The sequence below is a fragment of the Microbacterium panaciterrae genome (assembly GCF_039541635.1).
GTDB classification, from domain to species: Bacteria; Actinomycetota; Actinomycetes; order Actinomycetales; family Microbacteriaceae; genus Microbacterium; species Microbacterium panaciterrae.
The window spans coordinates 50,375-74,129 of the sequence record NZ_BAABGP010000012.1; the positions used below are offsets into that span (position 1 = coordinate 50,375).

The following is a 23,755-nucleotide window of genomic DNA, read 5'->3' on the forward strand; positions in this document are numbered from 1 at the left end:
GGCGCGGCGTACACTCACACCCAACGGAAGGAACACGCCATGACGCTCACCAGCAGCGCAACGCGCATCCCCACCGTCGTGCTCTACGACATCATGCACGAAGCCGCCACACGCGTCCGCGGCACTCTCGTCGCCCTGCAGGACCAGCACCCTGAGAATGCCGACAGCTATCGGCAGCAGCGCCTCGCGATCGCCGACCTCGTCAACGCCGTCGACGCCGACGACCGAGCCGCGATCCAGCGCACCACCGACGAGCTCCGCGCCGAATTCGACAAGCTCAACGCCGCATGACCGAGGACGCGGCGTGGATCCGCGCCCGCTTCCACGACCTGATCGCCCCTGAACTCTTCGCCCGCTCCCGCCCCGTCGACGAGCCCCTCTGGATCGGGCTCGGCGGACAACCCGGGGCCGGCAAAACCCACGGCCGGGATCGGGCCCTCAGACTCAACAACGGCACCCCGGTGACCGCAATCATCGGGGACGACCTCCGCGCCTACCACCCCGACTACAGACGACTGATCCGGGAAGACCCTCTCGCCATGCCCGCCGCCACCGCGGCCGCATCCGCACGCTGGGTGGAACTCGCCCTCGAGCACGCTCAGGAACACCACTACAACGTGCTCGTCGAAGGAACCTTCCGACGCCCCGAGGTCACCCTCAACACCGCCGCCCGCTTCCACGACGCCGGCTACCGCACGCACCTGGTCGCCATCGCCGTCCCGCCCTGGGAAAGCCAACTCTCCTCCATCGAGAGGTTTCAGCTCGACCACGAAGCTGGCCTCACCGCGCGCTGGACTGATCCCGCCGCCCATCTGGCCGGCGTCCAGGGCACCCCCGCGACGCTCGACGCTGCCGCGGACGCCTCCCAGATCGACAGGATCACCGTGGTCACCCGCGACGGCACCACGCTCTTCGACCAGACCCGGCCGGCGCCGCTCTCGGCCGCTGCCGACGTGCTCCGTGACCTACACAGCACTCCGCCATCGCACGCGGAACGCCTCGAATGGGAACTACGGCGCCGGGACGTCGTCACCTACCTTCAGCGTGAACTACCCCACGCACCCGAAACCGCATTCGCGGTGCGAGCACTCGACACCTATGCTGGCCAGCTGACCCGCTTGCACGGCCAGACCGCCCCGGCTGGACCTCACCTGCAGAACCTCGCAGACCTGAACGCCGAGATCCGCCGCACGGCCGACCGGGCAGCACGATCTGCCAGCGCCGCGTCAGGAAGCCGCCACGCAGACCCGGCCACGCCAACAGTCGATCCGCCCGCCGACGCCTCGATCCGTCGGCACGGCCCACAGCTCTGAACGCTCCCGCCCCACGGGCATCACAGCCCGTCCCGCTCAACCGTGCGGATTCTCGCCCTGGTCCCGGATGAATTCGACAAAGCCAGGGATCGGGGTGATCCGGACCCGGCCACGCCCCTCCGTCTGGATCAACCCCTTCTCCAGGAGCTGAGACCTGACAGTGGAGATCCCCGTCGTCGAAACACCCCGCGCGCCAGCAAGAGCGCTTCGCTCCACCCCGGACTCCCCCTCCTGCAGCCATGCCAACGCCCCGAGGAACGCCTTCTCGGACGGCGTGGTGCTCGACCACCGGGCGGCGAACAGAGCACCCATGTCACGGTCCACAAGACGTCGAGCCCGGTCGACATGCTCGTCCAACACGACGCCGCCCGGATCCGGTCGGCCCGCGGCCGCCCACGCGCTGTCCCCCACCAGCTGCAGCGCGTACGGGTAGCCGGCCGCGAGCTCCGCCGCCGTCGACAGCGCGCTCGGCGTCCACGACACGCCGAGCGCAAGCGCCGGTTCGGTCAGCGCGGACACCTGGGCACCCGTGCTCAGCATCTCAAGCGGCCGATACGCGAACCGCTCAGAGAACGTCACCGCCCCAGAGATGTGCTCCGGAGCGTTCGACAGACCCGCTGCGAAGACCGCCGCCGGCAGATCCGGGCCTTCGGCCTGAAGATGCTGCCAGGCGTAAGCGAGCGTGCGAATCCCATCCGCATCCGCCGTCTGGATCTCGTCGACGAACAGGATCAGAGCAGGAACCCGGTCCCGGTTCTTCAACACCGCGCGCAGCACCTCTTCCAGCTCCCGCGCCTCGAGGTCGGCACGTTCCTCGGCGGCACCGCCAGACTTCGTCACAGACGCAACACCGGGAACTCCGACCGTGACCGTGAGGGAGTCGAGCAGCTTGCCTACCGATGCTGCCGCGGAGCGCGGCCATGTCGTCGTCTCCCGGCGGATCTCCCGAAGGAGCTGAGCGATCAGACCGGTCCTCTCCCCGGCGGTCACCCAGATGCACAGAACGTCACGCCGCTCCGCGATCCGCTGGTAGGCGCGCAAGAGCGACGTCTTCCCGATCCCCCGCTCGCCATGCGCCACATGGATCCGTCCAACGAGTCGTTGCAGGTCCACGAGAAGCGACAGGCGCTCCTCGAACTCGGCTATGAGGTCCCCGCGACCAGGAACGCCGCGCGAGATCTCCCCTGGCGTGTACGGGCTCGGCTGCGCCATCAGACCTCCAGATAATCCCAGATAAACAGATCTCTATTATCTCCTTCTATCTGTAGAGAATCGAGCCCCGATGCAAGGGCTGGCCCTCACGACGAGCCGCTGACGCACTTGAACGGGTTGTCCTGCGCGACGGCGGCGGTACGTCTGTCGGAGGTGACGGTTAGGGTTGTGGCCAGCACCGATCCGGGGGGAATGGCTGATGGCTTCGACAAGTGATCTGAACAGGGCCCGCAAAGAGGGGTATGACGAGGGCTACTCGGACGCGATCGCCCGCGTCCGAGTGTTCACGGGGGTCGATCCGTTCGTGCCTGATCTGGACGAGCCTGAACACGTCGCCTACCCGAAGTATTTGGACCAGCTGTCACGGGCCCGCCAGGTCGCCTTCGAGGGCGCGGAAGACACCACTGCGGAAATTCGGCGGCTCCAGGACCAGCTCGCTCGCGCTGAGGGGGAAGAGGGCCGGGAGCTGCAGGCACGACATGACGACCGCGCCGGGCGCAACCCAATCGCGAAGCTGACTGCCGCCGTCGGCGACAAGATGTTGCCGATCACGAAAGAGATCCGCCATTTGAAGAGAAGGATCGCCGCCCAGGAGGCCTGGCGGCGCGACTGCGAGGACCGGACAGAAGCGTTCACCGCCGAGGAGGCGAAGGTCTCCCAGTGGGTGAACGACTATCTCGCCGACGCCGACCGGGCCAGGCTCAAGCTCGTCGAGCGCGCCGAGGCGGAGCGCTTCCACGAGGAATGCGCCGACCGCGACATCTCCCCCCGATGGTGCCAGGTCCTCCGTCACGAGGACTTCACAGCCGAAGGCCGCCATCGTCGCGGCGCATTCACATTCGACGACGGCCTCCGCGACGTCGGTGGCGCAGACTTCGGGTACCAGTGGCGTCGCGACGTCGACGAGCTCAACGGGCTGCGCGGACGGTGGGCGCTGCACTACATCCCGGAAAGCCACGAGACATTCCTCGAGTACGTGCCCCGGACGAAAAATTCCGCCATCTGGCTGCTCGGCAATGCGATCGATTCCTACGACGAAGCCCTCGACCTATTCGTGCCGCTGGAACAGCACCAGAGCGAACGCAACAGCATCGCCCTGGTCCTGGATGCCTATGAGAAGCACCGCGCCGCGAAGGCGAGACTCTGACAAGACGCGACCACTCGTTCAGCCGGGCGCGGGAGCCTGCGTTGCGAGCGAGGTCCAATCGCCCGCCATCGCGGTCTGCACGGCCGTGAGACTCATCGTGCCGCGGCACAGCGCGTCGTGCATTCTCGACTCCAGCTCGTCCTTGTCGTTGTGCACGTACTCGTTGCGGGTGGAGCGGTGCGCGTCGCTGTTCGGCTCCGGCCAGAGGTTTCGGACGTCACTCGAACCGCCAGCGCTGAGCTCGACCAGGTGGTCGAGCTCATAACGCGTGGCGTCCGTCGCAGGTATGCCGTAGGCGGCCATGAGTGCCCGCTTCATCGGCGCCGTGAGGCTCAGCGGAGGGCGCACGGCGGCTGTGTAGCCGCCTCGCCGGCAGACAGTGTTGCTGAGGCTGTCCTGCGTCACCGCACGATCGACGGCGCCGGACGTGCAGCGAGGATCTGGCAGCACATTGGCCGAGCCGGGCACGGTTCGGTAGTGGCAACTTCCCGGCGCAGGTACCGTCCCCTGGATGCCGCTCGCATCCCATCCGCTCCCCGTAACGACCAGGCCGGCGCTCGTCGACGTCGTCGTAGACGTGGTCGGTGTCGCCATCGCGACGTCGGCCGTGGAGAGCGGCGCGCATCCGGCGAGTACGAGCGTGACGGCGACAGCCAGCGCAGTCCCCGTGGCGATCGTCGTCACGCTACCCGCGCCTCGCAGCCACCGCATCACTCTGCCTCATCCTCATAAGCACGCCGGGTGTCGATCGCGACTGAAATCAACTACTTCTCCTCTGGATGCGCCTCGACGTCGGCGTCGAGCCACCCATAGAAGCGGCTGCTGTCGCGCCGCGTGTTGCGCACTTCGGGACCGTCCCAGTCCTTCTCCTCGTCTTCACGCTTGAAGAGGCCGAGAGCTTCCATTCGCGCGAGCGTCGGCCAGAGCGCCCGCTCATGCCAATCGACCAGGGCGAACGAGGGCGGTGCCGCTTTCTCGCGGTAGGCGGCGAAATGCGCGACCATCAGTGCCGTGAGCATCTCCACAGCGACGGGGTGCTGGTACCAGTCCGCATGGAGGGCCGGGATGCCCTGCCGGGAGACGGACAGATTCCGCAGGTACCGATCTTCCAGCCAGGTCACCCAGTCGTAAAGCCGGCGCCACAGCATCTCCCGTTCCAGGCCGCGAAGCTCCGCCCAGGCGAACGGGCCATCAGGCGCTGCAGACAGAGACGCCTGGAGATCGTCCATCTCCTTCTGCTGCGCCTCGATCGCGGACTGCTGATTCTGCACCGCCTCATTGAGCGCGCTCAAGCCTTGCTGCTGAGACTGCTGGGTAGCGGAGACCTGTGTCAGCATCTCGAGGATCTGCTCGAGGACGTCCTGATCCTCGGCCGCCGCACCAGCGGCTGGCGGCGGCGCATCCTCGACGCCGCGGGCCCAGTCGGGATACGATCCGTGATCTTCCGGTGGCGTGGTCGACCAGTACGGCTCGTCGTCTTCGTGGCTCATGCCGCCCTCTCCTCCTCGATCCGACCGGTGAACTGCTCACCGGTGATGTAGCGGTCGCGCTCGGCCTTCGCCCAGGCGAGGGATGCTTTGTACTCGCTCTTCTGCCTGCTCCGCCACCAGGGAACGAGGGTGATCACTGCCGGCGGCTGGTTCCGGTAGAAGAAGAGGGCGCGCCCGTCCCACAGTGTGCGAATTCGCTCCGGAGCAAGAACCTGCTTCGCGAACCCGCGCCCGAGGTGGTCCAGGGATCCGGCGAGGACGGCGATCTTCTGCAGGTAGTCAGCGTCCTTCAGCCCACCCATGACGAGCAGCTCCGTGGCGTTGTTCACGATCGTCGTGGCGGCTGACTCTCCGTACCGGTCCACGACTTGCTGGTAGTCCTGGGCGATGACGGTCGGAACGATCCCCTCGCCGCGCCCTGTGGACATCACTCGTGGCAGGGAAGGGATGGAGCAGACGTTCATCGCCTCGTCGAGCACCAGCTCGAGGGGCGGGACGCACAGCCCGTTGCGGGTGATGTCATCCGAGGCCATCAGGTACAAGGACTCGACCAGCGCGGTGAAGACGCTCGCCGCCGGTGAATCTTCCCCCTTGCAGATCAGGTAGAGGCTGTCGCGGGTGCGGTGATGACCGCTCGCATCGATCACTCGATCGTCGTCGACGGGGCAGACCGCCTCGAGAATCGCTTCGATCGAGAACGCGTTGAGGATGCCGCTGGCTGACATGTCCGTGCTGCTCACCGTCTCATCGGCTTTCCCCCGGCAGTACTTCGTGAGCAGCTGCTCCCAGTGGCGGATCGCCCCGGGTCGCTCCCGGAGGATGTTGTAGGGGGTGTCGTCTTCGAAGTCGCCCATCCAGCGCATGACGTCGCGCATCGTTCGGCCGTCGATCGCGGCCGCGTGCAGCATGCACTGCAGGACGATGGTGACCGCCTGAGTGAAGAATCCTGAGTTCGATGACTGTGTGCCGTCGATGGGCCGTGCGGCAACGATCGCGGCGGCGCGCTTCATCGCCATCTGCCCGTCCTGGCAGCCGGCGACGATGTTCCACTTCACGCGCCGCTCCCCCATCCACGGCACCATGCCCTCCGGGTCGAAGACCATCACCCGGGCGAAAGGATGGCGCACCATGCGAAGCCAGGCGGTCAGCTGCAGCACATCCGGTTTCGTCGACGTCGCCACGATCGCCCCGCGAGCACGGAGGATCAGCCGAACGACTAGGCGCACGGTCTTTCCGGCGCCGGACGGGGCGATCAGGACGCGAGTCTCCTCGAGCATGTCCGTGAACCAACGGATCCCGAAGAACCCGAACCAGCCGACGCGTCCGAGCGGCTCAGCAGCGCGCGCGGTCAACGGCGATCGCCGCGGCCGCGACTTCCACGCCACGATCACCTTCAACCGGAGGATCGTCGCGCGACCATTGGACTGCCAGCCCAGATTGCCCGATGTGACTCCCCAGACCAGGGCTGCCAGGATGACCAGGATCCCGACCGCGCAGAACACGGTCGAGGCGGGCATCGGGGTCCGCTGCAGCACTCTCGTGAGCAGCTCCGGCAACGTCCACGGGTAGTCCCACACCCCGGTGGGAGTGAACAGTGCGCCCACGTGGACGGCGAGTGGGATCCCGATCCACAACATGAACACGACCGCCGCGGCAGCCAACACGTACCGCATGAAGTGATGAGCCATCATCGTCCTCTCCGGCGAAGGCCCCGTCGGCCCCACCGCTCGTTAGTGTCGTGCAGGCTCATCTCCTCGTCGACGAGGACGACCTGAACCGCGATGCCCGTGGCACCCTGCACCTTGATCAGCGCCTTTCCCGCACCAGGCGGAGGCTTGGGGCGCCCGTTCGGGGCCCGACGTGCCCGGAACGACCGAGGACTCCGCCAGGACGCGACACAGCGCCGCTCTTCCGCGTTCATCGACACGGTCGTCTCATCAAGCGCGTCGACCGCATTCTTCGCCAGCCCGAACATCACGACCATGCCGGCGTTCTCCGCCAGGCCCAGGGCCGTCTCCCTGTCCTCATGCGTGGGCAACTTCTCCGCGTCCTTCGGGGAGTGTGTCACCCACACCTGGCCGATGCCCTCTGTGCGGTTCGTGCGCGACAGCTGGTCGATCAGCCCCGCCATGCCCGGTGCCAGGCTCATCGGCTTCCACAGCTCGTCGCCGACGACGAAGGGGTTCCGGAACTCGGCAAGGCCAGCCATGGCGAGCTCCCACTGCGCGTCGATTGCGGAGAAGCCATGCGCCCACGTCGCGATCATCACCGCGGCGAGCACCTTCTTGTCCGCGCGGCGCATCTTCGCCAGATCCACCGACATACCGCCAGGGTTATCGACCCGGATCTGAACAGTCGTTGGGCCGTTGAAGATCACGCCCATGGGGCCCTGCACGATCGACCGCAACGTCTGCAGCAGGCGACGCACCGCCTTGCGGTAATCGGCCCTCGTGTAGGACACCGACGCCGCCATCAGCTCCCCGATCGCGGTCCCCTCGTCCAGCGCACCTTCCTCGAGCAGGTCGATCAGATCGCTGAGGATCGGCGCGTCCGTTCGATCATGTACGAGCCGTGTGGCCACGGCGATCAGCGTCTCCTCGAAATCGGCCAGAGCCGCCCCGCGAACCAGACGCGCAAGGCCGATGATCAGCGTCGACGCCTGCTGCAGAGCAAGATCACGCAGCTCCGCAGCCACCTGTTCACCGGGCTTGCCGCCATCCGGGTGATTCGGGTCCGGGATCCAACCGACAGCAACGATCCGCTTGGCAGCGTCGAGCAGCGCCCCAAGATCGAGGGGGTTGATCGTATGGAGGCCAGGAGCGATCTCGATCACGTCGCCGCCGAGCTCACGAATCAGAGGAGAGTGCTCCCCCTTGATATCGCCGAACACGAGAGGCGGATAACCGCGATCGCAGAGCCCCGCAATCCACCTCGTCACGAGCGACGACTTCCCCATCCCCGGGATGCCGAACACCATCGCCGACGGGTTCGAGATCAAGCCGGCCAGGAACCACGTGATCGGATCGCAGTACACCAGCGACCAGTTCGTGAGATCCGGTCCCAGCGGGACACCGAGTGCCGGCCGGGCCGAGCCGATCGCGAACGGATGCAACCCGGGAACCTGCACCGACGAGGAGACCCACGTCGCCAGCTGCGGCATCAGACCCCATTTGCCGCCGTACTCCCCCAAATATCCGCGGGGCATCAACGGCTTCGGCTTCGTGAAAGCCGGACGGTTCCGGCGAGCGTAGGCCACCGCCTCCGTGGTCAGCGCACTGCGATTGCTGCGTCGATCACGCCGCTCCGCACGCTTCAACGCCTGCGCGTATGCACGGTCCTGCCGGCGACGCAGCTGCGACGTTCCCCCCATCACGGCCGCCGCCCCGCTTCTTCGATCTGCCGGACCATCGCGGCGAGCCAGGCATTTTGGCCGATCAGTTGCGCCGAGAGAGGAGCCCCGCTGAGGAGGAGCTCAGCGGGAGTCAAGAGGTCCTCCGGCTGCTGGCCAACACCGCGACGGCGCAACGTCTCGCGGCGAGAGGCGACGCGAGTTCGCCCAATAACCGGGCTTTCGAGACAGGTGGGATTTACAGGCTCGCGGAGCGACCATGTCTCTTCGATCGTCACCATTCCTCGAGCGGCGTCAGTTTCCGCCCAGGCTGCCTTCGGGTAGTACAGGACCACTGTCGTCGTGTTCTTCGTCATGGTCTGTCCTACTTCTTGAAGGGGTTGTCGGCGAACTCCCACGGGATGAGCCCGAACGGGAGAGTCATGTGGAACAGCGCGGCCTGCAGGCCCTTCGAGCGGCGCACCTTCATCCGCGAGGAGGTCATCAGTGACAGCAGGGTGTTGCGAGCACGCCGACTGGATTCCGGGTCGTCGTCGTAGGTGCCGGTCATGAGCATCGCGAATGGGATGAGCGATGCACCCTCGGCGATCTCGGCGTCCAGCTTCTCTGCGACACGGATACCGCGTCGGGTCGTCGCGGTACGGCGGCCCTTCTTCTGCCCCGCCACGAAGTCCTCGGCACGGACGGCGTTCTCGGCCTGCGTCTGTGCCTTGTCCGCCGGGACCGCCTGGTAAAAGATCGCGACCCGCTTTCGGAGGAAGGAGCCGTTGGGCTGCAACATGCGCAGGAGATGATTGTCGAAGACGACCCCTCGGGGAGGGCGACGCATCTCGACAGTCTCGGCCGCTCCACCCGGCAGCAGCAGACACCCTCGCCGCTCCGCAAGGAACGAGGGGCCTGCCGCCGCCCAGTCGAGCTCCACTGCCTGGTCCCGTGCACGCAGCAAATCGAAAGCGATCGCCGTCTCCGGGTCGTAGGCGACCTGGGCGACCTCCACCAGGTCGGGTTCGGTCATCGGCACCGGATCGCCGGCGCCGCCGGCGCTCAATGCGGCGGCATGCGAGGGGAGCCGCTTGGCGATCTCAACCACCGCGTCTGCCGCGTTGCCCGCAGAGCTTGCCATCGCAGCCTGCTTCCAGACCACCGTCACATATCCGGTGACGTCGGACGAGTGGTTCGGGAGGTCGGTGACCAGAGCATCCATGATGCGAGACGCTGCAGGCGGCGCCTCCGGGTCCCGTTCCCCGCGCACGCTCTCGCCGAGCTCAACCCCGGTGCCCGGTGCCGAGTCGATGATGACCGAGGCCCCGATGACGCCCTCTTCGACGGACAAGGTTGCGATCCACGCGCCGTACTTGGCGACCATCATGTCGATGAGGTCCTGGTCCTCCATCCCATGGCCGTCGGGCTCACACCGGAACGAGACGGCGAACAGGTTCTTGGACGGGTAGTGAATCGCGTCGAACGCGTTGCCGTAGCCGTCGACCCCGCGCAGCAGTTTCGTCTGGGCGAGGATCCCCGGCAGCGGGTGCCCGCCTTCGTTGTTCGCGAGGTTCGACATGGCGCCCGTGATGTAGTCGGACTCGCCGTTGCGGGTCCGCTTCGTGATCTCACGCTTCTCGGCGATGCGGCGAGCCATCGTCTTGCCGTCGTACTCCCAGCCGTAGAAGAACTCGGCGAACACCAGCGCCGTGACGCTCCCCGCGGTGACCCAGCCGTTGTCGACCTTGCTGACCATGAACACGATGACCGCGATGCCGGCACCCAGGATCAGCGTGCCCGGGAGCGTGAGGATCGAGATCCCAGGGCTCTTCTTCTCGAACCAATTGCCGTAGGTGATGCGCTCCTCAGTCATGCTTTCCTCCGATGGTCTCGTCGATGTCCTCAAGGGCCTGGCGGGTGGCCCGGTTCGCGCTCGAGCTCGTCACCTGAGCGGCCTGCGCGGCCGCCTGCATGCGCCGCGTCATCGCTGCGGCGTCCTGCCGATCGGAAGTTGCCCGCTGCGGCGCCGGGCGCCGGGCTGGAGCGGTGGTCGCGGGGTTCGGGGCGGGACGGTTCGGACCCGGTGCCGCCGGCGGAGTCTGAAGATCCGGAGCTGGTGCCGGTGTCGGCGGCGCTGCGGGCGCGCCATTGCCCGCGTCCACCGTCGACGCGCCGCCACCGCTTTCGGCGGGCGGTGAGCTGGGCGGACGGGTTTCGCCGCCGCTCTGAGGAGTGCCTCCCGCATCCGGTCCGGCGCCACCGCCACGGCCCACGTTCTTGGCGGCCTGCTGACCCGCCTGCTGGGCGGCCGCCTCAGTGGCCTTGGAACCGACGGTGGTGCCGAGCTTCGCCCCCAGCAGGCCGGCAGCTGCGCCCGCCGTCACCACGGCGGCGCCGACGGCGACCGCTGTCTCAGCAACCGCGGCCGCGGTCTTGAGCGCAACCTCGCCGCCGTACGCCCGACCGAGCGCCTGCACCTGCGGGGCGATGATCCGCATGACCGCGGGGAGGACGAACAGCGCCATCATCTCCAGAGCGAACCCGTACAGGATGCCGCCGAGCCCGTCGGAACCGGACTTGAGCTTGAACGCCGCAGCGTATACAACAGCCGCGGGGAACGGGTAGATGACGAACGCGAGCAGCCAGGACGTGATCTTGTCGAAGGAGTCGGTGCCCTTCTTCACTCCGAGGGTTGCGGCGGCCGCGGACAGCGGCCACAGGCCCACCAGCACCATCACGAGAGGACCGCGTCCGATCATGATCGTGTACTGGATCAGCAGCCCGAGCGTGGCGATCGCGCCGATCACCAGCGGCAGGGCGGGAGAGATCGAGAGGACCGCGTCGGTGGCCAACGTTGTTCCTGCATTGACGCCCACCATGGTCAGCAGCCCGATTGCGAGCAGATGCGCCAACTGGTCGAGGGCGGCGACGATCAACCCTCCGCTCGTGCTGATCAGCAGGAGCACCGCCATGCGCACGGTCATCTGCCGGATCTTCTCGGCGCGGAGCTTGAAGAATGTCCACCCTGCGCTGATCAGCGCGCCGAGGATGGCAAAGAACCAGGTGACCTGGGCCAGCGAGTTCTGAAGCCACCGCACCACCCCGTTCGGATCCGTGAGGCTTGCCAGCAGCGGAATCGCCACCCAAGAGGCGAAGAACATCATCTCGAGCTGCGCCCACCCGTTCATGAACACGCTCGCCCAATGTGCGGCCATCTCGTCGGCGACAGTCTTGATCGCGCCATCGATGATGGCTGTGTTGACGCAGATAGGGTCCCACCAGTTGCAACCACCGGCTGCCGCCGCTGTCGCGACGAGATCGACGATCATCCGGCCGCCTCCCAGGGGGTGAATCCGTTCGGGTCCACGGTGATGTCAGGCGTGCTGGAGAGCTGCCCAGACGGTTCGAGCAGGATCTTCCAATCCGCGTCGACCCATCGGAGCGTGACGGTGAACCCCGTGTACTGACCACGCTGCGGCCAGTTCTCCACCAGCAGGATCTGTGCCTGCACGTCGGTGTAAGACAGCACCTTGAAGCCCATCGTGCGGGCCCACTGCCGGCTCTGCGGAGGCTGTGCAGCGTAGGTCTTCGCGATGCCCGCCGAAGCCTTGACCAGGCCTTCGTTCTGCACATACCGGGATCCGAGGATCTTCTGCGCGGTCACGGTATCGGCTGCTCGGACCGCTTGCGTGGCTCCCACCGCGGCCATGGCCGCCCCGGCCGGGGAGTGCGCGAAGCACTGCGCGAGCCCGTCGACGGTCTTCAGCGGCCCCGTGGACTCGCTGGTCGGCCAGCTGTTGCCGTACGCCACGGTCCACGACAGATCCGACGGCGCGGCCAGATCGGAGGGATTCGACGGCGAGTTCGAGCAGACCGTGGTCGACGCGGGCTTGGTCGACGGCTGTGGGCTCGACTTGGACACGGGGGCCTGCCCCGGACTCATCCAGGCTTTCGGCAGGAGAATGAACGCGCTGCCGCCCAGGAGGAGGACGAGGATGATCCCGGAGGCCCACCCGGTCCATTTCTGACCGGGACCCCCCGCGAACACCGAGACATCACGCCAGGGCCGGCTCCCCGGCTCATGCTGCTTCTGCTTTGCCATCGTGAACGCTCCAGCTCAGGGGGTCGGTATCGCGGTGGGGAACATCGTGAGCACCGCGGGGAAGAACGCGCCGGCGATGTTGGTGGCCAGGGAGGTCCCCAGCGCGGCGACGATCCACCAGAAGAACTTGCTGATGAACTCCTGCACTCCGTCGTTCTTGAACGCGATGAATCCGCTGACGGCGAGGAACAGCAGGGCAATGAAGGCGATCCACTGAACCGCCCACACGATGTTGCCGATGATGTCCTTGACCGGCCCGTCCATCCCGGGAATGGCGACAGCGACGGCACTGTTCGTGAACGCCGGGAAGAAGATCTTGACGATGTCTTTCGCATAAGCGCCGACCGCCGCGGCGATAACCCACGCCTTGGCCTTCTCCATGAACGCTTCGCCCTGATTGTGCCGGTACGCCTCGAACCCGGTAGCGAACAGCACCAGCAGACCGACGAGGGAGAGGACGGAGACGCCCCAGAGCGTCCACCCGATGATCAGGTTCATCGCGGTGTCGACTCCGGGGATTCCCTTGGGCGTGATCGCCTGGAGAAACGAGAACGAGGAGTCTGCGCCCGTGGTGCGGGTGACGATGTTCATTGCGTGCCTTTCAGGAGTGTCAGGAGTGGCCGGCCGTCAGCTGAGCGGCGAGCGTCGGAAAGAACTTCGTGAAGGTCTCGGTGGCGGCACCAGGAGCCCAGCGCCACGCCTCCACCCAGGGAATCCGCGACGACGGCGTTGGCCCCGCGATAACCAGGACTTCATCGGCGAGCGGCTTGGGGAGCTTCCCGGGCGCATCCGGCACGAGCAGCAGCCGGGCGACGTGGCCGCTGGATCGCCGCCGGGCCAGCTCACGCCGGGCTGCTTCTAGCCCAGCGTGATGAGTGCGGGCCACCAGCAACCGCAACACCCGCTCATGGTCGGACGCATACGGTGACTCGTTCCCATCGCGGAAGCCAGTCGCTGCCGCAAGGGTGCTTGCTCCACAGCCCGAGTGGGCCGGGATCAGCACCGGGATCGGTGAAGCGCACTCACCGCAGAACGCCCGCTCCGCCGGGGAGAGCTTGTGCCCACACCGGTAGCAGACGAACCCTGCCTGCGGCATCACTGCGTCACGAGGAGAGAACATCACGCCACCTCCTCGAAGCACACCAGGCGAGGAACAACCTGGATCGTGGTGCCATGACGGGTGGGCCGGCCTGCGATCACGAACCGTGAGGAAAGCTCCTCCAGCTCCTCGAGCAGAGACACGACAGGAAACTGAACGGGAAGTACGCCGAACAGCCGGTGGATCCGGGCCGAGAACTTGCCTGACTCGTCCGCGGCCCACACGTACACGTCGGCATCCACCTCGGCGCCCGCCGCGGCGAGCATCTCTGCGGCGACCCGCAGCGAGAACGCCGACGTGATCCTGTGCGCACACGTCACCTCGAGCGCTTCCGGATGCTCCTCGAGCGCGCCGAACCACTCCCGTGCGAGGCTCGCCGTGCGGAACAGGACGGGATCCGGACCGACATAGCCATCCGCGTGACCGGCGCTGAGCTCCCTCAGCCATGACGGGATCGGCGCGCTCGGCGTGAACACCTGGTGCCAGGGGGATCCGGTCATCGCAGCACGCACACCCCGGACCTGGCCCCACGCTGAAGCACCTGCAGCAACCGACGTGCCGCGAAGCCTGGTGATCGAATTCATGAGGATTCCCTTCAGCTTGAGAGCGAGATAGAAACCGGGCCGACCGAAGCGGCCACCGGCACGCTCGAGAGATTCCCCGCGGCCCCGGGGTGCAAAGCATTCGTGATGCCGAGGACCATCGCCAGGACGAGGAACACGACCGCGACCGCTGCGATCGCCGTCACGACGAGATAGCTGACCGGCTTGCCTGCGAATGGCAGCCGATTCCGCAGGGACGACCACCACGGGCGGTCGACGACAACATCGGGATGCGGTTCCTCGGGCGCAGGGGCGCCCATGACATCGGCAAGAAGACGCTGGACGCCGAGAGGAGCCGACGCACGAGACGGTCGTTCGGCACGCGCCCCGGGTGCCAGAGGCAACCCGCATTCGCCGCATACGCGCAAGCCAGCCGGCATCACGGACGCGCAGTGCGGGCAAGTTGCCGTCACCGCGGCGCGACTCGTCGCCGTCCGCCCCTCCGCCACGCGTGCGCGTACCGGATCGAGCATCGACGTGAACCGGTCCGACGACAACGAGGGCGTCCGCGCTTCCACCGGTGTCATCGCACCGTGTTCGTCGACATGGAACAAACGAGGTCCGTCCTCCTTCGGGTCCGTGACCACAACCAGGATCGGAACCCCGTGCTGATCGGCCTCGGCCGCAAACCTGCGCAGGGCGGTCGCACGATCCTCGGGAGCGCCGTCGACCAGGACCACTCCCGACTCCTCCACCACGATGTCGTGGGCCATCTCACACGCTCCTTCAGCTGCCGCGACTCGACCGGCGCCTTCACCTACAAGGGGTGCTTGAAAGCCGACAGAACCGATCACTCGGCACGCCGCGGCACAATGGAGGCATGCCACGCGAGCGCAAGCCCCCCAAAGACATGCCCGACGTCGTGGCGCACGCGATCCGAGCAATCTCTCCACACGCACGCGCGGAGATCGTCAGGTTCCTACGGGCGCACCCCGACTCGACGGCCGGGGAGATCATCGACGGAACCGAGATCAACCGCGATGCACTCAAGAAGACTTTGCCGGTGCTCGAGGAGACCGGCTTCCTTCGCGTCGACATCGACGGCGATCGTGCGCGTCGTACCGTCCGATACTCGATCGATGAAGCGAGCTTCGCTCAAGCCTTTGACCTACTCGGAGGGTACCTCCGCAGCGACAGCGGGACCCTATGAGACGGCGTCGCCTCAGAGGCTCACGGCGAGCAGCAGCACGCCGGTGCCGGCGACAGCCAGCGACGATCCGTGCGGGTGCCGTGGATCCGCTCCACGAGCCTTGCGCGCGATGATCCGCACCGCGCTGACAGCAAACGCCAGTGGGACGAGATAGACGGCGAACAGCCCCGCCACGCTTCCGACCGCGAGGGTGAGCGCTGCGGCGAACTTCACATCGCCGAAGCCAACAGCCCCAGCAAACTCCAAAGTCGCGAAGATCGCCGCCGCAATCGCCGCCGCACTGATGGCGCCCGACTCTGGGCCGATGCTGGTCTGAACAAGAGCGGCGCCAAGAATCTGCACGCAAGCGAACGCTGCAAGAGCGCCAACCCACCGATTCGGCAGCGTGAACGTGCGCTCATCGACCCACGACAGCCATACGGACAGCACCGTCACCGTGGCGGCCACGGCCCACTGAAACCGGTGGGCCCCGATCGTCGGCTCGAGCACGACGAGCACGACGCCGATCGTTGTCGCCCCGATCGAAGGAATCCACGGCCGCCCCCAGGAGACCCGGGGGGAGGGTACGCTCTCAAGGACGACCGTGGGAGTGTGCATGCCGATCATCAACCAAGCAGTTTGGAACGGGCCTCATCGATGAGCCGCTGGGTCTCTTCATCGGCGTCGACGTCGACCCCGATGACCTCGAACATGGCATCGACGATCTCGTTGAATCCGTCGACGTCGCCGGCGGTCATCGCCGTCTCGATCTCCAACCGCCACCCAGCCTCGTTGAGCGGATCCGCGGACTGCGCGATGCGAGCTCCCAGGCGCGCGTTGCTAAACTTGCCAGTCTGCAGCGCGCGATGCGTGAGCTCATCGGCAGCATCGAGGATCGCGGCACGCATGGTCTCCTCATGCACGGGCCGCCATGTCCACCACCCCTTGCGGCGGGAGACACCGTCGAACGGCTGCCCGCGCACCAAGCGGATCGCGCTGATCAGATCATCGTTCGGAGTCAGGCTGAGGTCTGGGCCAATGAGCCGGCAAAAGTCCAACCAATCCATGCCGGCCTGCGGCATCGAGAATCCGCCGGAGCTGCGCCCCTCGGGAAGCAGCGGGGTCCCATCCGGGGCATTGCCTAGAGCGGCCCGAACGTGAGCGGCCAGTTGGCGGGCGTTGTTGTTGTCGGCCGAGAACGTGTCCGGCCACAGCTTCTTCTGCAGCAGAGCCCCTGACACCATTGCCGAGCCCTGCAGCAGCAGGAAGGTCAGGAACTCAACACCGCGGCCCGGAAGTTTCCCGTCGACGTTGAGGACATCGACCGGGCCGAGAACTCGCACATACGGAACCGGCCAATCGGGCACGGGGTGCGCCTTGGTCGCGCCCTCACCCGGGATGTCCTGTTCCCCAGCAGGAACAGCCACATCGCCAGAATCCACGATTTCAACCGAGACCACCGTCCGTTCCGACGGCGCCGCGGCCGTCTCGAATTCGTCCGCCAGTTCCGTGTCGAGGGCAGCATCACCGTCGTCTGCAACCTGCCCGGCTGCGATCGCGTGCTCGAGCGGGAGATCTGCGAGCTGCGCCGGCTGCTGCGTGGTGGCGAACAGCTCAAGCAGCAGCGCCAGTTCGTCGCCGGCGAGGATCTGCGGCCGGAACGGGAGCGGCGGCACAACACCTCCGGAGCGGTATTCTGCCGACCTCTCCGAAGAGACTTGAATCGTCGCCCCAGCGACAAGCTCGCCACCCTGAGCGATCGTCGCAATGCCGAGACGCGGCATCCGCGCGACCAACTCCGCAAGTTCCTCACGAATCGAACCGAGCGGCATCTCGGCCATGATGACCACATGCGGCGCCCAGCTCTCCAGCTCGGTCGCGCGCGACCGCGCTTCCAGGACGCTACCGACCCCATACGAGTCGAGAGCCTCCCGACGATCCTCAAGATCCGCTCGGAGGTTGCGAACCAGTGCCGGGACGTCCTGAACTTCACGGATCCTGTACCGGTCGAGGTCGGGGGGCAGCTGTCCCTCCATGCCGACCAGCGTGACCCGGATATTGTCGGACCAAGGGTTCCTCGCGAACTCACCAGCGAGCGCGTTGAGCATCCCTCGAGCGATCTTCTCGTCGCCCGTCACATTCAGCGACCCGATCTGCTCCAGGTCCAGCAGGAGAAGCCCGCCCTGAGCGTCTGCGCCGATCGTCGCGAGAGCAGGATACGGGGAGACAGTCGCCCGCTCCGGAGCTCGCACGGTGCCCGTACGAACCGTCCATACCGTCTCATCGTCGAACACGGACTCGAATGGTGCCGGGAGCGTCGATGGAGTCGCCAGGTAAAACGAGATCTCGTCCGTCGAGACCTGGACCGCGAGAAGCTCCGGCAAAGGGCTGCCGCTGTCCTCCGCCCACGCCTGCAGTGTGCGAAGTGCAGCATCGATTTCCTCGACGCCGATCGGGTCTTCCACCATCCGCATCGACAGCTCGAGGTTCTCCGTCTCACGCTGCGGGAGGGCAATGCGTTCGCCCTTGTGACGCCGCCGACGCTGCTGCAGCCGAAGTGCACCCAGCGCGCCGAGCAGACCCGCAGCGAGAATGCCACCGATCCCACCCGCGGTCATCAGCGGGACCTCAACGGACGATTCCGCAACGGGCACGGGGGCGAAATCCTTTGGCTCTGCCGTGGGCGTGGGAGTCTGCCGAGGTGAGCTCGTCGGCTCGGCATCGCTAGGAGCCGTTACCTTCACGGAGCCGCCGCCAGCACCATCAGGCCCCGAGTCAACTGCGCCCACATGGGGGGTGGCAGGTGCGTCGACGCCCCCGGAAGGGGTCGGGGCCTGCGGCGCGGACGGCGGAGCTGCTGTAGCCGGGGCAGGGGCGACCGGAGTTGCGGCGTCTGCTACTGGCACGTTCACCACCCAGCCAGGCTGGATCAGGTCCGGATCTGTGAGTACCTGGCCATCCGGCTGCACACCCTGTGTGGCCTCGACGATCTCCGGGTAGTTGTTGCCGTCCCCGGTGACACGCTCAGAAATCCCGAAGAGGGTGTCGCCCTCCTGCACGGAAACCTGCTCGACATGCATCGACGGAGGAGTCTGCGGCTGCGACGGCGCCTGTTGGGCCGGCGTCTGCACCACCGTCGGCGCCGCGACCGAACCCAAGGACACCGACTGCACCGTGGCCGCGTTCGCCGGCATTGCACCGCTCAGACCACTGAACCCCGCAAACGTGAGCGCGACGGCGCCGATGAGGCCCGCAGCGACCTTCTGCTGAGCGCGGAATGCCCCGACACTCTTCCGCGTCGTGGCGCCCCTGAACGACGCGAACAGCTCAACCAGGAATGGTCCGGTAAATGCGGCCCAGAGCGCCCAGACGATGAGCGGAAGCACCTTCGTGAAGAGGATCTGGTTCCCGTAGTCGGGAACGAACGTGACGATCGCGTGCCACTGATCGGCGGTGGGAAACGGGCTCCCCGCGAAGTAGATCAGCACCAGGGGCATCCCGACGACGATCGCGGCGATCGCGAGGAGTGCACCGAGCCCCTTGAACAGCTTGTTCATGAGCAGCCTCTCTTAGTGGTTGGTGTCGCCAGCAGGAGCAACGACGTTCACCGACTGAAGCTCGCCAACCCGGAGGGTTGTCGACGTCGACGTCGTGGGCATCTGGATGTTGCCGGTCTGGCCCCCGCCGCTCCACTCGACGACCCAGTTCGTGGTGGCGCTGACCGTGAACGTGCCGCCCTTCGAGGTGTGCTGGTAGCGGAGTCCGCAGGTCGGCGAATCGACGGCGGCCGTGTTGGCGTAGGCCACGGCGTTGAAGGGAGTACCCGCGCCACACGTGACGTTCTGTCCATCACCCGAGTTCCAGGTGAGCGACTGCACCTTGGCCGTCGCAGTGACAGTGACGCCTCCGAGGGTCGCCGTCCTAGACTCTGGGCCCCACGAGGTCGGCGTCGGGTTGTTGACCCACAGCCAGACGGGGATCCCTACCCACGTGCGCCGATATGCTGCAGTCCCAGCCGGATCATCGGTGTGAACCTTCTGCTCGGGCACCATGCCGATCTCAATCGCGGTCAGCACGAACGTCTTCGCGAGCTTCCCAGCGGCCTGTGCGGGCGTGTACCGCTGGATGCCCGGAGGCGGTGCGTCAAGCCACTGCGAGATCCCGAAGCAGGCGCCCACCGGCACCGAGGCGCAGAAGCTCGGCAGGGGGTCGCAGCTGTAGAACGCCCCCACCGACGCGTCGCGTCCGGGCGCAGACCGTTGCGGGTCGTCGAGCGTCCAGTAACACTGCCGGGTGTTGTCCCACCAGCCCTTCCCGTTGCTACACGGAGTCTCCGCCGGCGCCGGCTTCGCGAACTTGTCAACGCACTGGGAGGGCCCAGGAGTGAAATCGGCCGGGCCTGCTCCAGGTTCCGATGTTCCTGGCGTTCCGGGCTCCGTAACCACCACGTCACATTGTGTCGCGCCCGTTTTCGGGTCAACCCAACAGTTGTTCGCCGATGCTGGGGCAGCTGCTCCCAACACGACTGCTGCGGCAAGAAGGACCCCAACAAGTAGTGCGCTCAAGCGCTTCACGCTCAGCATTGCGGCATCGCCTCACCATCTCCTGGACGCATCGTGACATCCTCCTGGACCATCCATGAATGGGCATCCGGGACGTAGACCAGGACGACCTTGCCAGGGAACGACCCAGCCGGGATGCTCGTGTTTCGGAACTTCAGCTTGGTGTTGTCACCGCAACCAAAGAGGTGAACGGATCCGAACTCGAGCTTGGTACCGTCGGCCGCATTGGTCGTCGGAGCGGTGTACGACATCGCATCGTTCGTCGTCCAGCCGATCGGTCCGCCCGAAAGGACTGGGCTCTCCTTCTGCTGGTCGACGGTGTCATTGAGTGATTGCCAGGCCGGGCTGCCCTGGAGGACGTATCCGCTGAGGTACTGCGGACCCAGCTTCAGGTCCTTGAGGAAGTTCAGCTGCACGTCGAGATAGGCGGCGTAGCTCTTCTTGGCCGCGCTGATCGCACTCTGCTCATCCTTGGGCGCCTCTGCCTGCGGTGGCATCGGCCGATCGGTCGCGGATGCGGTCGGCGTGCTCGTGGCCGTCGGTGACGCGGAGGTGCTCCCGGTGTGCTTCGGGGTGCCCGGGTCGCACGCGGTCAGCCCGAACACCCCGACCACGGCGAACGTAGCGATGACAATGGCGGTGGCGGTACGGCGGGTCATGTCAGTTTCCGATCAGTCGGGCGGATCCGGTGGCGTGGACAGGGATGGGCGGGAGCGGGATGGGCCCGAGCATATGAGGGAGGTAGGTCATTTCGACGGTGACGGTGACGGTATCCCCTGCGACGGTGGCCGTGCCGTGGACCCCGGCGGAGGCGAGATAGTTCTGCGCCGCCGTCGCGGCCATGGGTCCGGAGATGTTGAAGGCATCACCATTCACACTGGCTCCGGTCGCCGCATTAGTTCCGGCGCGAGCAGCCGATTGCGCGGTCGTCTGTGCCTCCTGGAACATCTGGACCTTCCCGAAGGAGTCGACGACGAAGCCCATGAAGATGAAGCAGATAACGAAGAGGCCCAGGAACCACGTGAGGAACTTCATCGGTTCACCTCTGCCTGTAGGGGTCGACCGGACTGGTGGCTGTCTTCTTGACGGTGAAGAACCCGGGCAGGTTCATGCCTGGGAAGACGAGGTCGCCGTACGACACGGTGCACGTGACCTCTGCGGAGACCGTGCCTGCCTGTCCAAGCCCGGTGCTCAGGCCGTTGCCGTAGACCCGGACGTCGAGTGACGTGCAGGTCACGTTGCTACCCATGGCGATCCGCGCGGCGGAGATAGCGTGAGGGACGGCATCCCCGCCGCGGGACAGCGATGCATCGCGGGCCGCGGCGGCGGCCGCGGCTTGGACGGTCTTCTCAACGACGCCTGCTCGGCCGAACACCAGGATGGCGCTCAACAGTGCGACGCTGATGATCGTGAGGATCGTCCACGCCGGGAGGTCCTCGATATCTCCTCTTTCGTCACGGAGGAGTCGCCTGAGACGGGTGATCATTGTGCGGGCACCCACCTCTCGACCGGTCCCGTCAGCGTGGACGTGACCGGCGGCAGTTCGACGCCTGGCATGACCGTCGCGACACGGCCCGTAACCGTGACGGTGACCGTGTCCGCGGTGCGGGTGATTGTGATCTTCGCATCGCGCAGGGACCCTCGGAGCTCGTCGAGGAGCTGCTGCGCTGCTGCCACACCTGCGTCATCGTTCGACTCGTACGCGCGGGCGACCGTGTAGCCGGACTGTCTTGCGGCCTCGGCTACGTTCTTGCCGTTGAGCCACAGCGTCGCCTGAAACCCGATGAGCAGCAAGAACAGGATGCCAATGATCATGACGGGCGTACCCGCCCAACCCTGGTTGTCCAGGAGGCGCTGTAGTAGCCGCCTCTGGCGTTCCTGCTGCTGTCGGGTTCCCATGATCAACCGGGGAGGTGGCCCGAGATGAACGCCTGACCCCAAGGGCTGAGGATGGCGACGAGTCCGAGGGCGAGAACCGCTCCGCTCACGGAGAGGATTGCCTTCCAGGGGAGGTCTTCCAACATGATGTATTCCTTTCGATTGGTCTTACAGGCTGAAGAAGCTGAACACTGCGGGGAGCATCACCAGGCCGATGATCGGGATCAGCGTCATGAACACGGGTGTGTGGGTGCGACGGGTCGCCTTGGCAGCGGCCGCCTTGTCAGCGGCGTCGACGAGCTTCCGTAGCTTCTCGTCAGCGGCGATCAGTTGGTCACGGAGGCCGACGCGTGCTTCGGAGAGTCGCATCATGCGACCGAGCTCGCTGAGAGATTCGATCTGCACCTGCTCGCCGAGTCTTTCGATGGCATCCCACTTGCTCGTGCGAGTGATTTCGGCCTGAGCGTATTCGCGGCGGATCCGCTGGAAAACCCAGGTGTCCGACACGGTCGCGGCGTTGCTCAGGGCGCTGTCGGCCGTGGAGTTGCTGAGTAGGGCAACGGCGACCAGCTTGAGGTACACGCTCACGAATCGGGTGAACTCGCGGCGGGCGTCGGTCGCTTTCGCTCGAACCTGGCTGTCGGTGGCCATCCACATGATGAAGCCGGCGAACGGGCTGGCGAGCAGCGGAAGAGTGACGGGCTGGCGTACGAGCAGCTGCAGGAACAGGGAGAGGACGACCGGCACGAAGAGACCGAACAGGGCGAGCTGGATCTTGCGTGCGTAGAAGCGCGACACGGGGATCTCGAGCAGCTCGAGGTCGCGGGCGGGCGGGCCGAGGAACTTCACCTGTGGGATGTGCTGGGCGAGCCAGCTGCCCGCACGGTCCCACCGGGACAGTGGCGCCGTCTTCGTGGGCGCGATGACAGCGGCCTGTCCCAGACGTGCGAGCGCGTCGCCGGCGCGCACGGTACGTGGCGCGTACATCAAGACCAGCAGCGCGAGTCCGATACCGACAAGAAGGCCAGGAAGAGCCAGCAGGAACGGGTTCACGAGAGCTCCCCATGCTGCAGGATGCGAGGAAGGACGACGGGGCGCGCCAGGACTTTCGCCCAGATCATCAGCAACAAGAACACCCCGAGAACGACCATGAGCGCGACGGCGCCCACCGGAGTACGGAAGAACTGCATCTGCGGGCTCGAGGCGGACAAGAGGATCCAGGCGAGAGCCAGCCCCATGATGGCGGTCATGGTAATCATGGTCTGCCGGGGCTTGGCGAGCTCCGCCTCAGTTTCGAGCTTCTGCTTTGCCTGCGAGCTGAGGTTGTCCGCCACGCTCGTGAGCGCGACAGAGAGTCCGCCAGCATTGAACTCTGCCGCCTGGATCAGGTAGATCACGACCTCATCGGAGTAGATGCTGTCCAGATCATCCGCGAAGGCGTGGAGCGCGTCGGCGGTTGACCAGGTTGTGCTCAGTCGCGCGACGAGCCGGTTCACGGGCTTCTGCAACATCGGCGGGGCGCTGCCCTGGGTGATCGTGATGACCTCACGAAGGGTGAACACCCCGGTCTCCGCGGTGCTCGAGAGTGATCGCGCCCATGTCTCGAGGGCGAGCACCAGGTCCCGCTCATGCGTGGATGGCTTCCCGAGCAGCGCGGGGAGACCGACCATCGCAGCAGGCCCGAGAAGAACCATCACCGGGAAGCCGGTGATCGCGGTCGCCAGAGTGCCGAGGACAAGCCCGATCACGAAGTTGGTGCGGGTCGTCTTGCTCAACCGTTTCCAGCGTGTCGTGAGGCTGGGCCTCCTCGGCTTTGGGGGCTTTAGCTGTTCTTCCCACTGACGTTGTGGACGCGGTCGATGGGAGTGAGGCCTCCGAGAGCGGTATGGG

General features: G+C 66.3%; 27 protein-coding genes. 4 read left to right on the forward strand and 23 right to left on the reverse strand.

The annotated features are described in order from the left end of the window. The first annotated feature begins 39 nt into the window (after positions 1–39). Positions 40–291: a hypothetical protein gene (locus ABD882_RS08940; protein ID WP_345186200.1), complete on the forward strand. Its 252-nt coding sequence runs from the start codon at positions 40–42 to the stop codon at positions 289–291. Continuing rightward, the gene (locus tag ABD882_RS08945; RefSeq protein ID WP_345186202.1) at positions 288–1,313 is read left to right on the forward strand and encodes a zeta toxin family protein; all 1,026 of its coding nucleotides are present in this window, start codon (positions 288–290) and stop codon (positions 1,311–1,313) included. The genes ABD882_RS08940 and ABD882_RS08945 overlap by 4 nt, the downstream gene beginning before the upstream one ends. Before the next feature lie 36 nt (positions 1,314–1,349). On the opposite strand, the gene ABD882_RS08950 is transcribed toward ABD882_RS08945, so the two are convergent. Further along, positions 1,350–2,525, reverse strand: coding sequence for an ATP-binding protein (locus ABD882_RS08950; RefSeq protein ID WP_345186204.1), 1,176 nt, complete (start codon positions 2,523–2,525; stop codon positions 1,350–1,352). 304 nt (positions 2,526–2,829) lie between these two features. Here ABD882_RS08950 and ABD882_RS08955 point away from each other — a divergent pair, with 304 nt between their 5' ends. Beyond that, on the forward strand, positions 2,830–3,672 hold the full coding sequence (locus ABD882_RS08955; protein WP_345186205.1) for a hypothetical protein: 843 nt from the start codon (positions 2,830–2,832) through the stop codon (positions 3,670–3,672). Between the two features lie 18 nt (positions 3,673–3,690). On the opposite strand, the gene ABD882_RS08960 is transcribed toward ABD882_RS08955, so the two are convergent. The 12 genes from ABD882_RS08960 to ABD882_RS09015 all read right to left on the reverse strand — a co-directional run bounded on the left by ABD882_RS08960 (position 3,691) and on the right by ABD882_RS09015 (position 15,009). Then, positions 3,691–4,356, reverse strand: coding sequence for a hypothetical protein (locus ABD882_RS08960; protein ID WP_345186208.1), 666 nt, complete (start codon positions 4,354–4,356; stop codon positions 3,691–3,693). A gap of 80 nt (positions 4,357–4,436) precedes the next feature. Beyond that, on the reverse strand, positions 4,437–5,162 hold the full coding sequence (locus ABD882_RS08965) for a hypothetical protein (RefSeq protein WP_345186210.1): 726 nt from the start codon (positions 5,160–5,162) through the stop codon (positions 4,437–4,439). Further along, entirely contained in the window at positions 5,159–6,853 is a 1,695-nt protein-coding gene (locus ABD882_RS08970) for a type IV secretory system conjugative DNA transfer family protein (protein ID WP_345186211.1), read from the reverse strand. The genes ABD882_RS08965 and ABD882_RS08970 overlap by 4 nt, the downstream gene beginning before the upstream one ends. Then, on the reverse strand, positions 6,850–8,274 hold the full coding sequence (locus ABD882_RS08975; RefSeq protein ID WP_345186213.1) for a hypothetical protein: 1,425 nt from the start codon (positions 8,272–8,274) through the stop codon (positions 6,850–6,852). The genes ABD882_RS08970 and ABD882_RS08975 overlap by 4 nt, the downstream gene beginning before the upstream one ends. Before the next feature lie 257 nt (positions 8,275–8,531). Beyond that, positions 8,532–8,867, reverse strand: coding sequence for a hypothetical protein (locus ABD882_RS08980; RefSeq protein ID WP_345186215.1), 336 nt, complete (start codon positions 8,865–8,867; stop codon positions 8,532–8,534). A gap of 8 nt (positions 8,868–8,875) precedes the next feature. Then, on the reverse strand, positions 8,876–10,366 hold the full coding sequence (locus tag ABD882_RS08985; protein WP_345186216.1) for an SCO6880 family protein: 1,491 nt from the start codon (positions 10,364–10,366) through the stop codon (positions 8,876–8,878). Beyond that, a complete protein-coding gene (locus ABD882_RS08990; protein ID WP_345186218.1) occupies positions 10,359–11,822 on the reverse strand; it encodes a hypothetical protein in 1,464 nt (487 codons plus the stop codon). Before ABD882_RS08990 ends, ABD882_RS08985 begins: the two co-directional genes overlap by 8 nt. Continuing rightward, the gene (locus tag ABD882_RS08995) at positions 11,819–12,595 is read right to left on the reverse strand and encodes a DUF8175 domain-containg protein (RefSeq protein ID WP_345186219.1); all 777 of its coding nucleotides are present in this window, start codon (positions 12,593–12,595) and stop codon (positions 11,819–11,821) included. Before ABD882_RS08995 ends, ABD882_RS08990 begins: the two co-directional genes overlap by 4 nt. Before the next feature lie 15 nt (positions 12,596–12,610). After that, positions 12,611–13,186 (reverse strand): hypothetical protein, encoded by a 576-nt coding sequence (locus tag ABD882_RS09000; protein WP_345186221.1) that lies wholly within the window; start codon positions 13,184–13,186, stop codon positions 12,611–12,613. A gap of 19 nt (positions 13,187–13,205) precedes the next feature. Continuing rightward, positions 13,206–13,715, reverse strand: coding sequence for a DUF6668 family protein (locus tag ABD882_RS09005; RefSeq protein WP_345186246.1), 510 nt, complete (start codon positions 13,713–13,715; stop codon positions 13,206–13,208). Next, positions 13,715–14,194: a hypothetical protein gene (locus ABD882_RS09010; protein ID WP_345186222.1), complete on the reverse strand. Its 480-nt coding sequence runs from the start codon at positions 14,192–14,194 to the stop codon at positions 13,715–13,717. The genes ABD882_RS09005 and ABD882_RS09010 overlap by 1 nt, the downstream gene beginning before the upstream one ends. A gap of 95 nt (positions 14,195–14,289) precedes the next feature. After that, on the reverse strand, positions 14,290–15,009 hold the full coding sequence (locus tag ABD882_RS09015) for a zinc ribbon domain-containing protein (RefSeq protein ID WP_345186224.1): 720 nt from the start codon (positions 15,007–15,009) through the stop codon (positions 14,290–14,292). Positions 15,010–15,116: 107 nt separating this feature from the next. Between ABD882_RS09015 and ABD882_RS09020 the strand changes: the two genes are divergently transcribed. Then, positions 15,117–15,446: an ArsR/SmtB family transcription factor gene (locus ABD882_RS09020; protein ID WP_345186225.1), complete on the forward strand. Its 330-nt coding sequence runs from the start codon at positions 15,117–15,119 to the stop codon at positions 15,444–15,446. A gap of 12 nt (positions 15,447–15,458) precedes the next feature. Here ABD882_RS09020 and ABD882_RS09025 read toward each other — a convergent pair whose 3' ends face one another. From ABD882_RS09025 to ABD882_RS09070, 10 genes are all read right to left on the reverse strand, one after another. Further along, the gene (locus ABD882_RS09025; protein WP_345186228.1) at positions 15,459–15,944 is read right to left on the reverse strand and encodes a prepilin peptidase; all 486 of its coding nucleotides are present in this window, start codon (positions 15,942–15,944) and stop codon (positions 15,459–15,461) included. Between the two features lie 107 nt (positions 15,945–16,051). After that, positions 16,052–18,982: an AfsR/SARP family transcriptional regulator gene (locus ABD882_RS09030; protein WP_345186229.1), complete on the reverse strand. Its 2,931-nt coding sequence runs from the start codon at positions 18,980–18,982 to the stop codon at positions 16,052–16,054. Positions 18,983–18,994: 12 nt separating this feature from the next. After that, the gene (locus tag ABD882_RS09035; protein ID WP_345186231.1) at positions 18,995–19,657 is read right to left on the reverse strand and encodes a hypothetical protein; all 663 of its coding nucleotides are present in this window, start codon (positions 19,655–19,657) and stop codon (positions 18,995–18,997) included. Between the two features lie 344 nt (positions 19,658–20,001). Next, complete coding sequence (locus ABD882_RS09040; protein ID WP_345186232.1) at positions 20,002–20,646, reverse strand: hypothetical protein; 645 nt, start codon at positions 20,644–20,646, stop codon at positions 20,002–20,004. A 1-nt stretch (position 20,647) separates the two neighbouring features. Then, positions 20,648–21,022, reverse strand: coding sequence for a hypothetical protein (locus tag ABD882_RS09045; protein ID WP_345186234.1), 375 nt, complete (start codon positions 21,020–21,022; stop codon positions 20,648–20,650). A gap of 4 nt (positions 21,023–21,026) precedes the next feature. After that, positions 21,027–21,473, reverse strand: coding sequence for a hypothetical protein (locus tag ABD882_RS09050; protein WP_345186236.1), 447 nt, complete (start codon positions 21,471–21,473; stop codon positions 21,027–21,029). Continuing rightward, positions 21,470–21,802, reverse strand: coding sequence for a hypothetical protein (locus ABD882_RS09055; protein WP_345186238.1), 333 nt, complete (start codon positions 21,800–21,802; stop codon positions 21,470–21,472). Before ABD882_RS09055 ends, ABD882_RS09050 begins: the two co-directional genes overlap by 4 nt. Before the next feature lie 86 nt (positions 21,803–21,888). Then, entirely contained in the window at positions 21,889–22,011 is a 123-nt protein-coding gene (locus ABD882_RS09060; RefSeq protein WP_345186240.1) for a hypothetical protein, read from the reverse strand. A 22-nt stretch (positions 22,012–22,033) separates the two neighbouring features. Further along, on the reverse strand, positions 22,034–22,918 hold the full coding sequence (locus tag ABD882_RS09065; protein ID WP_345186242.1) for a hypothetical protein: 885 nt from the start codon (positions 22,916–22,918) through the stop codon (positions 22,034–22,036). After that, positions 22,915–23,755: type II secretion system F family protein (locus ABD882_RS09070; RefSeq protein ID WP_345186243.1), on the reverse strand; the 841-nt coding region annotated here is incomplete at its 5' end. The genes ABD882_RS09070 and ABD882_RS09065, both read right to left, overlap by 4 nt.

What these genes read in the sequence shown, in the direction of transcription:
- ABD882_RS08940 (WP_345186200.1), top strand. Translation starts at nt 40, where the DNA reads ATGACGCTCACCAGCAGCGCAACGCGCATCCCCACCGTCGTGCTCTAC.
- ABD882_RS08945 (WP_345186202.1), top strand. Translation starts at nt 288, where the DNA reads ATGACCGAGGACGCGGCGTGGATCCGCGCCCGCTTCCACGACCTGATC.
- ABD882_RS08950 (WP_345186204.1), bottom strand. Translation starts at nt 2,525, where the DNA reads ATGGCGCAGCCGAGCCCGTACACGCCAGGGGAGATCTCGCGCGGCGTT.
- ABD882_RS08965 (WP_345186210.1), bottom strand. Translation starts at nt 5,162, where the DNA reads ATGAGCCACGAAGACGACGAGCCGTACTGGTCGACCACGCCACCGGAA.
- ABD882_RS08970 (WP_345186211.1), bottom strand. Translation starts at nt 6,853, where the DNA reads ATGATGGCTCATCACTTCATGCGGTACGTGTTGGCTGCCGCGGCGGTC.
- ABD882_RS08980 (WP_345186215.1), bottom strand. Translation starts at nt 8,867, where the DNA reads ATGACGAAGAACACGACGACAGTGGTCCTGTACTACCCGAAGGCAGCC.
- ABD882_RS08985 (WP_345186216.1), bottom strand. Translation starts at nt 10,366, where the DNA reads ATGACTGAGGAGCGCATCACCTACGGCAATTGGTTCGAGAAGAAGAGC.
- ABD882_RS08990 (WP_345186218.1), bottom strand. Translation starts at nt 11,822, where the DNA reads ATGATCGTCGATCTCGTCGCGACAGCGGCGGCAGCCGGTGGTTGCAAC.
- ABD882_RS08995 (WP_345186219.1), bottom strand. Translation starts at nt 12,595, where the DNA reads ATGGCAAAGCAGAAGCAGCATGAGCCGGGGAGCCGGCCCTGGCGTGAT.
- ABD882_RS09000 (WP_345186221.1), bottom strand. Translation starts at nt 13,186, where the DNA reads ATGAACATCGTCACCCGCACCACGGGCGCAGACTCCTCGTTCTCGTTT.
- ABD882_RS09005 (WP_345186246.1), bottom strand. Translation starts at nt 13,715, where the DNA reads ATGTTCTCTCCTCGTGACGCAGTGATGCCGCAGGCAGGGTTCGTCTGC.
- ABD882_RS09010 (WP_345186222.1), bottom strand. Translation starts at nt 14,194, where the DNA reads ATGACCGGATCCCCCTGGCACCAGGTGTTCACGCCGAGCGCGCCGATC.
- ABD882_RS09015 (WP_345186224.1), bottom strand. Translation starts at nt 15,009, where the DNA reads ATGGCCCACGACATCGTGGTGGAGGAGTCGGGAGTGGTCCTGGTCGAC.
- ABD882_RS09020 (WP_345186225.1), top strand. Translation starts at nt 15,117, where the DNA reads ATGCCACGCGAGCGCAAGCCCCCCAAAGACATGCCCGACGTCGTGGCG.
- ABD882_RS09030 (WP_345186229.1), bottom strand. Translation starts at nt 18,982, where the DNA reads ATGAACAAGCTGTTCAAGGGGCTCGGTGCACTCCTCGCGATCGCCGCG.
- ABD882_RS09040 (WP_345186232.1), bottom strand. Translation starts at nt 20,646, where the DNA reads ATGACCCGCCGTACCGCCACCGCCATTGTCATCGCTACGTTCGCCGTG.
- ABD882_RS09045 (WP_345186234.1), bottom strand. Translation starts at nt 21,022, where the DNA reads ATGAAGTTCCTCACGTGGTTCCTGGGCCTCTTCGTTATCTGCTTCATC.
- ABD882_RS09050 (WP_345186236.1), bottom strand. Translation starts at nt 21,473, where the DNA reads ATGATCACCCGTCTCAGGCGACTCCTCCGTGACGAAAGAGGAGATATC.
- ABD882_RS09055 (WP_345186238.1), bottom strand. Translation starts at nt 21,802, where the DNA reads ATGATCATTGGCATCCTGTTCTTGCTGCTCATCGGGTTTCAGGCGACG.
- ABD882_RS09060 (WP_345186240.1), bottom strand. Translation starts at nt 22,011, where the DNA reads ATGTTGGAAGACCTCCCCTGGAAGGCAATCCTCTCCGTGAGCGGAGCG.